The sequence below is a fragment of the Actinacidiphila sp. bgisy160 genome (genome assembly GCF_965342435.1).
Taxonomy (GTDB): Bacteria; Actinomycetota; Actinomycetes; order Streptomycetales; family Streptomycetaceae; genus Actinacidiphila.
In genome coordinates this window covers 1-9,848 of sequence record NZ_CBDRCM010000100.1, presented here as the reverse complement: position 1 = coordinate 9,848, position 9,848 = coordinate 1, and the positions used below count along the sequence as shown (strand labels likewise).

Genomic DNA, 9,848 nt, shown 5'->3' with positions numbered 1-9,848 from the left:
CGCCAGCACCCACACCCTCTACCTGCCCGACACCGAACTGACCACCGACACCACCGGTGCCGTCGCCTCCTGCCAGCGCTACTACAGCCAGGCCGGCGCACCCACCGTGATGCGCGCCATCACCCGCGGCACCGGCGACCCCGCGCTGACCGCGATGGTCACCGACCACCACGGCACCGCCACCGCCACCATCGCACTCGCCACCGGGCAGGCCATCAAACGCCAAAAGACCGACCCCTTCGGCGTTCCCCGTACCGAAGACAGCAACTGGCGCTCCCACCGCGGCTACCTCGGCGGCACCGACGACACCACCACCGGCCTCACCCACCTCGGCGCCCGCGAATACGATCCCGACACCGGCCGCTTCATCTCCGCAGACCCCATCCTCGACATCGCCCGACCCCTCAGCCTCAACGGCTACGCCTACAGCGCCAACAACCCCGTCACCCTCACCGACCCCACCGGCATGGACTACGGATGCGGGGGCGGCTCCTGCGCCTACATGAACGACGGGTCCAGCGCGCGCCTCGAAGACGAAGGTAAGCACAAGGGGCGTCAAGCCGGTAGGCGCGGCGGTCTGGGTAACGTTGTTGTCTTTACTAGCAATGACGGATGCGGAGGATGCCTAAGCAACTGGAGTCCCCCAGCTGTAGATCTCAGTAGAGCTGAGGATTGCTCGTCCACCACTGGGGGCGAGTCGTGCACGGGAGACTTCGCCGAAAAGGTAGTTGAAAGGTCGGTAAGGCTCGGAACCGCTATCGGTCGTCTCACCGGTGTACCCCAGTACGTCAACTGCGTTGTTACCCACGATGAAGCTGATTGCTACGAGTCCGGTGCGCTCTATTCTGCTGGCGGCCCCGCAAAGGAAGCGGCGCTTCTTTCCCGCGCGGTGGGTCGCACAGAAGAAACTTTGGCGGCCAGGGCCGCGAGCAAGACTGCTGCTAAGGGTCCCGGCGGTGCCCGAACGTTGGCCCGTCCTGGCGGCTCTCTTAAAGGCGTAAACCCCTCAGGGTCCATGACAAATTGTGCGAAGTGTGCGAGAGCTACAGACCTGAGGCTGCAAGGCATCGAGGCGGTGGCTGATTCTGGTGACATCACCGACGCATCAGAACTCGAGGCTCTTTATGGTGCCACCTTCAAGCCGGCAGCCGGTCCGGATGGTATCGCAGGGGAGCTTCTGAGGCGAGGCAACGGGGCGCGCGGAATTGTCTACGCGTTCGACACTGAAGGTAGTGGCGAAATTGTGGCTGGTCACTTCTTCAATGCCGTAAATCATGACGGTCGTGTAAAATTCCTTGACGGTCAAGCTGGAGGCTATGCCGACACTGAATGGGAATACATGGACTTCATGTACACGGGAGGCGGGAAGAAATGATTTCGATAGGTGAAGCTCGGGTAATTGCCGAGAATTTTGGGAGGCAAAACATTCCCGAATGGGAAAGGTGGGGGTGTGTCGTTCGAGAAGCGGAATCGCTCGGACTGCCCGGCTACTTTACTTTCATCTATCCTCCTGGGAACGTGGGGAGAGACGGTAAACCGATCCGGCTTGGAGGGAATTTTCCCATCCTTGTGGATAGGGAAACCGGCGAACCTCGATTCGTAAAGGGGCGTGCCGAGTATTTGCTGATGAAGAGGAATAGCTCATGATGGTAGCGGCTGGTGCCGAAGTGGCGGCGCCAGCCGCATCTGGCCTCGATGTTTCGTGACGGTCCGTCGGTTCTTCTTGCGGGCCGTTTCGGTGTTCGCAGGTTGTGGGCAAGCACTGGGCCCGACTGATGGGAGAACTTGTACCGGTTGAAACCTGTGGGATTAGTTTCTCTCGGGATCGGAGAATTCAGGGAAGTGTCGAGCTCTATGTCGATGGTTACCCGATTCTCGGACGGTGCAGTAGTGGGCTCTATCGTCGATTCGAAGGTGAAGCAGGTCTACGGGGCCAGCAAGCAGGGCGCCGAGCACGGATACACCAAGGTCAAAGGCTTGTACTGCTGGGTGGCTACCGCCTCCACCCCGCTCCGCCCTCGACACTTGAGCGTCAGCATGCAACGGGCCCGGCGGCCGTGTGGCTGCCGGGCCCGCGACGTTCCAGGGGCGGGCCGCTTTAACTCTGGGACGCGACCGGGGCTGCCGCGTCCAGTCCGAGGACGCGCACCAGATCGGCGGTGACGACGCGCATGCGGCGGCCCGCACGGATGACCTTGCAGGGGAACTCGCCCTTGCGTGCGAGGTCATACGCCGTGGTGCGGCCGATGCCGAACGCGGCGGCGGCGGCGGCGGTCTCGAGGTCCGTCGTCGGCGGAAGAGCGAGAACGTCACCTGTGGTCACCGAGTGGGTCATTTCGGCGCAACTCCTTGTGACGAATTGGGCGGATTGGGTTCTCAGTGCGCACAGTATGACATGGGTTGGCGCAGCGCAATTAAGCGCGTACTTTGGGTCATCATGGAGCACTCGCAGGACTGGCCGTCACAGGTCAGCAGAACGATCGCCCAAGAGGTCCGCCGCCACCGCACCGAGCAAGGCATGAGCGCGCAGCAGCTCGCCGACGAGTGCGAGAAGCGCGGGGCGCCGATGGCCCGGACCGTGATCTCCAACATCGAGAACGGCAGGCGCGGCAACGTCACAGTCGCCGAGGTGATAATCCTGGCCGCCGCTCTCGGCGTGCCCCCGGCCGCCCTCGTCTTCCCCGTCGGCTACGCCGACCGGGTCGAGCACCTGCCTGGCGAGAGTGCCGCGCCCCTGGCGGCTCTGGACTGGTGGAACGGCACGACGGCTGTGTCTGGGTCGGCGTTGGAGCTGCTGCGCCGGCACCGCGATCTGGAGTCCCGCATCCGCTCCCTCTACAAGGGCATCTGGGAGCAGGCCATCTCCGAGTATCGGTGGCACGGAGAGCCCGACGGCCCTGAGGCCGAGGCGGCCCGAGACGTCGCCCGGGAACTGACGGTGCAGCTGCACGAGCTGCGCGACGAGATCACCCGCCGAGGCCTGCGGCTGCCGCCGTTGGCGGGCCTGGACAGATCCCTGCCGCCAGGCGGCGACGGCACACCGGCCCAGTAGGCGCACGACCCCCGGACGTAGGAGATCACATGGCCGGAGCGCGGCGTGCTGGCGGCATCACCAGGCGGTGCGAATGCCGCGACGAGGACGGCAAACGGCTTGGCGCGAAGTGTCCGCAGATGGCGAAGCGTGCCCACGGCAGCTACCAGCTTCGCCAAGAGTTGCCGCCCGATAAGGACGGGGCCCGGCGGTCGTTCCGTCGTACCGGCTACGCCTCGGTCAAGGACGCCCAGTCTGAGTTCGACAAGCTGCGCGCCGTCCTGGACATGGCCGAGGACGACGAAGATGCAGCGCTCCGGATTGGCGGTCTCCTCGCAGCGGTGATGCGCGAGCGCGAGCCAGTGCCGGAGGCCGCAGAGGTCCGGCGCCGCCTCGCCGGCGGTGTGCCGATGGACAACGCGATGACGGTCGGCGACTGGCTCGATCAGTGGGTGGAGTCGAGGAAGACGAAGCGAACGACGACGAGCGGCTACGAGTCACACATCCGCGTGCACCTCAAGCCGAAGCTGGGGCACTACCGCCTGGACAGGCTGAATGTCGGCCATGTGCAAGCGTTCTTCAACGCGATCGACGAGCAGAACGAGGTCGCCGCCGCCGAGAACGCTGCGCGCCGCGAACAGGAGGCGCGATGCAAGTGGGGCCGCAACGGCAGGCCGTCGGCTGCAGAGTCCGCGCGCCTGATGGCCGAGCGCGAGAAGTTGGCGGCGATGCCGCCGTACAGGCTCATCACGGGGCCTGCCACGAAGCAACGCATCCGCGCGACACTGCGCGCCGCACTCAACGGCGCGATCCGCCGTCAGCTCATCACGTTCAACCCGGCCCAGTGGGTGGAACTCGACAGCGGAAAGCGGCCAAAGGCAGTGCTGTGGACAGAGCAGCACGTGGAGCACTGGCGCCAGACAGGCGAGCGGCCAAGCGGCGTCATGGTCTGGACGCCGGAACAGATCGGCGCATTCCTCGACACCGCCGAGGACAGCCGGCTGTATGCGTTCTTCCACCTGATCGCGTTCCGCGGCCTGCGTCGCGGCGAGGGCGTCGGCCAGGACTGGAGGAACGTCGACCTCGAGCGCGGTTCCATCACGATCGCCAAGGAGATCATCGTCGACAACTGGGAGGTCTTCGAGGACGCCCCGAAGACCGACGGCAGCGCGGCGACGATCGCACTGGACTCCGTGAACGTGGGCGTGCTGCGCGAGCATCGCGCGCGGCAGCAGGCGGAGCGCAAAGCGTGGAATCGGCACGCGGCCGACGAGCGCGCCGAGGGCAGGGATGCTGCGGATTGGACGGACACCGGGAAAGTGTTCGTCGAGCGGGACGGGACATGGCTGCACCCGGAGAAGGTCAGCGAGGAGTTCCGACGGATCTGTCGGCGCGGCGATCTCCCGCCGATCAATCTCCGCGACCTGCGCCACTGCGCGGCGACGCTCATCCACGCCGGCGGCGGAGATCTCCACGCGATCAAGGAGACGCTGCGGCACTACGATCCAGCTCGCCTCGGACACGTACACGTCGCTCCTGGACGAGGTGGACAGGGCCATCGCCGAGAAGGCCGCGGCGCTGGTGCCGCGTGCTCGCCGTGGTGACGCTGTGCCCGTCGCGGAGTAGGCGGTGGGGCATGCGGACGGGGTCTCGTCACTCCTGGTGGCGGGGCCTTTCTGCTCGCCCCTTGCTCGCCCGAACGCAGCGGAACTTGCTGACACAGGGCGTACTAGCCGTCACGACGGTTCGAGCGGGCAGATGCCGGAAGGGTTGCTGACCTGCACGGACTGGCAGTCCGCGTACGAGGCGGCACAGGCTGATATGAGGCGGAGCGACGGTACGGCGGACTCATATCCGTCGGTCGTGGGTTCGAGTCCCACCCGCCCCACCAAAGGCCGTGGCCCGCAGGCTCAGGACCTGCAGCGGGATAACGAACGAAGCCCCTCCGGGTCACCCGGAGGGGCCGTCAAGATCATCTGCCCGTCCGATGCTCGCCCAAGCGTCAGTACGGTTCGTTGGGGAACGGACGGGTGGCCGGCAGCGAAGTTGCCAGACCTACGGCGGCGATGCGGCCCGCATCCGCCTGTCCCCGGCCTTGGGCCCGGGATCGGCTATCCGCAAGGCAGGGGTCGGCCCAGGCAGTTGTCTGTGCCCCTTCGCTTCATGGCCGTAGCTCAGCCGGTGCTCAACTGAAGTGCGCGGTTTGTCAGGCTCGTCGGCCATCGTGGCCCCGACCAGGGCCTTTGTCCCGGTCGGGGCCACGCGGCGTTCGGTCGGGTTCCCGCCCCTACCTGCGGTTCTCCGGCATTCCCCGCGCGATTGTGGTCAGCCGAAGGCCCTTTTGTCGGCCCAGCCGCCGGCCGGGCCGCGGGCCCGCCGCTACGGCGTCGCCTCGCTACCAAGCCCGGCCCCTGGCCGCGCAGAAACAGCAACCCGGGAAGACCAGCGACCGTCAGCAAACAGGCTGACGCACGATCACCCGGCACGCCTGGAGTCATGCGCAGGGCCACACCGGTGTCGCCTCGGCCGTACGGCTCCGCCAGACCGGCCAGCGGAGTGCCACGACCGGCGCGGTCGACGCGGGGAGAACGGTCACCGGGGCCACGGTCAACGCGCAGGACCTGGGCGGTCGGGGCCCGGTAGGCGGTGTGCTGGGGCGGGCGCCGACGCGATCTTGACCCACCTACCCGGGCCGGGGCCTGCGTCGGGTACGGCTAGGGGGCCACGGGGCACAACCGCGGGCAGGTCAAGTGCCTGCCCCGTTCGCCGGGCCAGCGTACGGCCCCCGGCCCGCGCCCGACCCCAACCCGGCGCGCCACCGGCCCAAGATCGAGCCGACACCCGCGTGGTCACGTGACCGGCGTGGGCTGTCAGACGGCAAAGAGCCGCAGCTTGACGCCGATGGAGTCGGCAAGGTGGTTGAGATCCTCAGGATCGCTGGTGACCACTGCGGCCTGGTACTGGACGGCGGTGGCGACGACGATCGCGTCGACGACGTCCGCGGTCCCGGAGGCCGCGCAGGCAACACCGGCGGCGCGACCGGTGCGCTCATCGTCGGGGCGGATGTCGCAGCCCTTGAGCACACGCGAGATCTGGTGCTGCGGTCCGCCGCGCCATGCCTGAGCGAGAACCACCACCGGCATAATCGGCCGAATGCGGGCGGCGGTCAGCTCGTCGTGCAGGGCGAGGAAGTCCGGGTTGCGCCGTTCGGCGGCCAGAAGAGCGCCGGTGTCGTAGACGATCGTGCGCACTACCCGGCCGCCCGCCACGGCTCGTCATCGAGTAGCCCGGCTTCCAGCAGGAACTCGCGGGCGCGCTGCCGGGACTCCTCCGGCAGCTTGCCGTGCTCGCTCTCGTACTCGGCCACAAGCTCGCGGGCAGCGGCGCGGCCCGCCGCGTGAAGGGCGGCGATGCGGGCCTTCTCGACGGCGGCCTCGGCCAGCCACGCGGAGACCGGCTTGCCCTCTTCCGCCGCCGCCGCCTTGATCGTCTCCTCGACCTCGGGCGGCACCGAGATCGACAGCTTCCGTGCAGGCATGGCTCCACGATAGCGCTTGGTAGGAACGCGTTCCTACCGTTTTTCCCTCTCTCGCCAAGGCCGACCTGTGGACCGCCGCAGGACAGCGCATGCTCACCTGGCCAACGAGCCCCGCCCCACCCGCCCGCCCTCGACCCAAAAGACCTCGGAGACCCCGCACCGGACGGCCGGCCGAGACCCCGTGCTGCCCGCATCCCGAAGATCCACCCTGAAACCGCCGGACACCAAGGATCAGAGGTCGCGCGGTGGATCCGGGCTGAGGTGTCGCGGCGGGAATCTGGGCGTCCATGGCAGGACTCTGACTTGCGGCGATATAGGAACAAGCTCGGCTGCTGGAGGTGACGCAGCGAAGCCGAAACAAGATCCAGGGGGCGTGCAGGGGGGCGTGAGGAAATGGAGCGGACCCGCAGGAAGAGGGCTGCCTGACCGCCTGTGCTGTCACTGTCCGCCTGCCGGGCACCGCTCTCAGGACGTGTTCGGCCAGAGAGGTCGAACGTCGAGCAGCGGGAGGTCATCAGAGGCTCGGCCTCCGCCTTATCGGGTATCAGATTCTCTGAGAGTATGAGGTCATGAAGACGATGACCGCTACCGAAGCATCACGGAACTTCGCCTCCGTGCTGGACAGCGCGGAACGCGGCGAAACCATCGTGATCACCCGCGGGGGGAAACGCCTGGCCGTGCTCGGCCCGGCGCCCAAAGCCACGGGCCGTGCGGTCAAGGATGCTCTCCTGCCCTACGTCGACACCCTCGACGACGCCTTCGAGGGCGATGTGATGGCCACCCGTGATCTGCTGACGCTGGACGATCCGTGGAACGACTGATCCTGGACACCGGCGTGTTGATCGCGGTTGAGCGCCGGAAAGTCGTCCTTGACGATGTGCTCGCGGACGATGACGACCCGGTGATCGCCGCCATCACGGCCGCGAAGTTGCTCCAGGGCGTCGAACTGGCCGACGACACCAACCGGCTTGCCCGCCAGTCATTCGTTGACGCCATCCTCGCAACGGTTCCGGTCGAGGAGTACACCGTGGACATCGCGCGGGCTCATGCGCGACTGCTCGCCCACGTCCGCAGGGCCGGCCGGCCCAGAGGAGCCCACGACCTGATCATCGCGGCAACCGCCCTGACCACCGCACGCGCAGTAGTCACCTACGACAAGCGAGCGTGCTTCGACGACCTTCCTGGTGTTCGTGTACGTAGGTTGTGACGGGCCCGGGCGATCAGCCGTTGGCAAGTGCGCCTGCCTCAGCCGCCGGCTGCCCACTCAGTGGCGGGAGTTGTGGCGTGGCACGCGGGTTTTCTTTTTCATCGGGGCTCTCCTTCGTGGATACCCCTGGCTTCAGCGCTCCGCCTGCGGCACCTTGCGGGACACGATGCCGCTGAAGGTTCGCACCTGGACGTGCGGCTGCGGGACGACCCATGACCGGGACGTGAACGCGGCGAAGAACATCCTGGCCGTCGGGCTGACGGCGTCTGTCTGTGGAGCTGGTGTAAGACCTCAACGGAGCACTCCGGGCGGGCAGCCGGCGATGAAGCAGAAACCCCTACGGCGCGAGCCGTAGGAATCCCCCTCCTTCAGGAGGGTGAGGAAGTCAACACCGTTACTCAGTGGTGCGCGCGTTGAGGCGGAGGCGGCGGTGTGGGTGAGACCGCGGTCTGCAGGATGCCTGCTACGGCGCTGGCGCCGACGCATCAAGGGGGGCGGACCGATGGGTCGATCGGGTAGGCGACGACGTTCACCGGGCAGCGTCCGCTGCCGGGGAGTCACATGCAGGTCGTGTCCATGTGGCCCTGGTGTGCGGGCGATCATGTCAGTCGCTTTGGCTGGATGCTGTCGCGCAAGCCTGGCCCGCCGCTTCGGCAGCCGTCCGCATCACCCCACGAAGTGAGACAGCGTGAATGCACGCTGCTCGTGTGGCAGGTGGCGGTCGAGATCCGGCGCAAGCTCCCGACGCACTTGGCTCTGAGGACGGCGGCCACCCGGCGTTCAGCATCCCCTCGCTCGGGGCCGCCCGTCATCGCTGATGCGCCGTAAGTCCCCCTGCTCGATGGGGTGCTCAGTCCTCGTCCCGCTGGCCTCCGCCGCCCGGCAGCGCTCCGGCCGGACGCGCACCACGGCGCGGCCGCCGGGTCCACCGCGACGCCGCGGACGGTCGTCCTCGACGGGAAGGATCTGGTGCGGGTGAAGGCCCGGCTCCGCGCCGGCGATCCGCGGGCCCGCCGCGCCCTGCGGGACCTCGTCGTCCAGGCCGACGCGTGGCTGGGGCAGGGCCCGGCCGCCACCGGTGCGGAGCCGTGGCCCCACCCCGAGCTGCACTTCCACGCCCACACCGCCTCCGACGTCGTGCACGCCTCCCATGTCGTGCCTGCCGCCACCGCCGGCCACGGCGACCGGCGGGCTGGCGCCGCGCTCGCGGACCTGGCAGCGCCGCCGGGTGGCGACCTGTGGGCGCTGCGGCCCGCCCCGGAGCAACTGGACGGCGTCACGGGCTGAACGGGGACGGCCGGGACCCGGGTTCCTCCGGATGCGCCATCCGGGTGACTGTGATGTGCTGGGGAATGTCGATGACGGTCCGGCACCGCGATCCGGGTGCCAGGACCCCGGCCATCCCGCCCCTTCCCAGGGGCCGGTGATCCGCGCTCCCTCGTAGGCACCGTCGTGTGCCCGGTGCCTCGGGAGCGCCGGCGCAGGCCGATTCCGACCACCGACCCGAGGTGGATCCCATGGCTCTCGCGAAGAAGCTCGCCGCAGGAACGATCGCCGCCCTCGCGGCCGGGGCCCTGGCCCTCGGCGGCACCGCCACGGCCGTCGCCGACGACGGCTGCCACGGCGGGGACCGGCAGGACGGTTCCCTGTCGCGCTGCCTGCCGGGCGACTCCGGATGGACCGCCGCGGATGTCCAGGAGGCGCTGCGGTCCTTCCTGCAGGCCCATCCGGACATCGCCGCCGATCCCCATGTGCAGGCCTTCGCCGCCCTCGCCACGCAGTGGCTGGAGGCACATCCAGCGATGACGCACCAGCAGTTGATGGAGGCGCTGAAGCCGGTCGTCTCCTGCCTGGAGGCGGGCGGCGCACCGCGGACCTGCGTGACGTCGCCGTCCTGAAGGAAGGGCCGGACGATGCCCGACGGCCCGGTGATCCTCGTGACCGGTGCCGCCGGGAGCGTGGGGGCGGCCGGGCACACGGCCGTCGAGTCGCTGAGGGAGCGCGGCTTCCCCGTGCGCGCCTTCGTCCACCGCGGGGACGATCGGGCGGCTCAGCTGCGGGGGTCGGCTCTT

General features: G+C 68.2%; 8 protein-coding genes and 3 pseudogenes. 8 read left to right on the top strand and 3 right to left on the bottom strand.

All coding sequences use genetic code 11. From position 1 onward, the window contains the following. The coding region (locus ACRWNP_RS36450) for an RHS repeat-associated core domain-containing protein (RefSeq protein WP_431969202.1) at positions 1-1,375 on the top strand (1,375 nt) is incomplete at its 5' end. 723 nt (positions 1,376-2,098) lie between these two features. On the opposite strand, the gene ACRWNP_RS36445 is transcribed toward ACRWNP_RS36450, so the two are convergent. Further along, positions 2,099-2,335 (bottom strand): helix-turn-helix domain-containing protein, encoded by a 237-nt coding sequence (locus tag ACRWNP_RS36445; protein WP_431969200.1) that lies wholly within the window; start codon positions 2,333-2,335, stop codon positions 2,099-2,101. A 102-nt stretch (positions 2,336-2,437) separates the two neighbouring features. Here ACRWNP_RS36445 and ACRWNP_RS36440 point away from each other — a divergent pair, with 102 nt between their 5' ends. Together ACRWNP_RS36440 and ACRWNP_RS36435 are read left to right on the top strand one after the other, a co-directional pair. Further along, the gene (locus ACRWNP_RS36440; RefSeq protein ID WP_431969198.1) at positions 2,438-3,052 is read left to right on the top strand and encodes a helix-turn-helix domain-containing protein; all 615 of its coding nucleotides are present in this window, start codon (positions 2,438-2,440) and stop codon (positions 3,050-3,052) included. 29 nt (positions 3,053-3,081) lie between these two features. Next, a pseudogene (locus ACRWNP_RS36435) lies at positions 3,082-4,657 on the top strand (site-specific integrase). 1,244 nt (positions 4,658-5,901) lie between these two features. On the opposite strand, the gene ACRWNP_RS36430 reads toward ACRWNP_RS36435, so the two are convergent. Both ACRWNP_RS36430 and ACRWNP_RS36425 read right to left on the bottom strand, forming a co-directional pair. Next, positions 5,902-6,282 (bottom strand): PIN domain-containing protein, encoded by a 381-nt coding sequence (locus ACRWNP_RS36430; protein WP_431969196.1) that lies wholly within the window; start codon positions 6,280-6,282, stop codon positions 5,902-5,904. Continuing rightward, complete coding sequence (locus ACRWNP_RS36425) at positions 6,282-6,569, bottom strand: hypothetical protein (RefSeq protein ID WP_431969194.1); 288 nt, start codon at positions 6,567-6,569, stop codon at positions 6,282-6,284. The genes ACRWNP_RS36430 and ACRWNP_RS36425 overlap by 1 nt, the downstream gene beginning before the upstream one ends. A 569-nt stretch (positions 6,570-7,138) precedes the next feature. Between ACRWNP_RS36425 and ACRWNP_RS36420 the strand changes: the two genes are divergently transcribed. The 5 genes and pseudogenes from ACRWNP_RS36420 to ACRWNP_RS36400 all read left to right on the top strand — a co-directional run bounded on the left by ACRWNP_RS36420 (position 7,139) and on the right by ACRWNP_RS36400 (position 9,674). Continuing rightward, positions 7,139-7,390, top strand: a complete 252-nt coding sequence (locus tag ACRWNP_RS36420; RefSeq protein ID WP_027731192.1) for a type II toxin-antitoxin system Phd/YefM family antitoxin — start codon at positions 7,139-7,141, stop codon at positions 7,388-7,390. Next, positions 7,378-7,776 (top strand): PIN domain-containing protein, encoded by a 399-nt coding sequence (locus ACRWNP_RS36415; protein ID WP_431969192.1) that lies wholly within the window; start codon positions 7,378-7,380, stop codon positions 7,774-7,776. The genes ACRWNP_RS36420 and ACRWNP_RS36415 overlap by 13 nt, the downstream gene beginning before the upstream one ends. A gap of 139 nt (positions 7,777-7,915) precedes the next feature. Continuing rightward, positions 7,916-8,131, top strand: a pseudogene (locus tag ACRWNP_RS36410) (zinc ribbon domain-containing protein); the annotation flags it as partial. A gap of 710 nt (positions 8,132-8,841) precedes the next feature. Continuing rightward, positions 8,842-9,063: pseudogene (locus tag ACRWNP_RS36405) on the top strand (alginate lyase family protein); the annotation flags it as partial. Positions 9,064-9,293: 230 nt separating this feature from the next. Then, the gene (locus ACRWNP_RS36400) at positions 9,294-9,674 is read left to right on the top strand and encodes a hypothetical protein (protein ID WP_431969190.1); all 381 of its coding nucleotides are present in this window, start codon (positions 9,294-9,296) and stop codon (positions 9,672-9,674) included. Positions 9,675-9,848 lie beyond the last annotated feature (174 nt).

Bases quoted from the DNA above. Each gene is read 5' to 3' on its own strand.
- ACRWNP_RS36445 (WP_431969200.1), bottom strand. From the start codon at position 2,335: ATGACCCACTCGGTGACCACAGGTGACGTTCTCGCTCTTCCGCCGACG.
- ACRWNP_RS36400 (WP_431969190.1), top strand. From the start codon at position 9,294: ATGGCTCTCGCGAAGAAGCTCGCCGCAGGAACGATCGCCGCCCTCGCG.
- ACRWNP_RS36420 (WP_027731192.1), top strand. From the start codon at position 7,139: ATGAAGACGATGACCGCTACCGAAGCATCACGGAACTTCGCCTCCGTG.
- ACRWNP_RS36440 (WP_431969198.1), top strand. From the start codon at position 2,438: ATGGAGCACTCGCAGGACTGGCCGTCACAGGTCAGCAGAACGATCGCC.
- ACRWNP_RS36425 (WP_431969194.1), bottom strand. From the start codon at position 6,569: ATGCCTGCACGGAAGCTGTCGATCTCGGTGCCGCCCGAGGTCGAGGAG.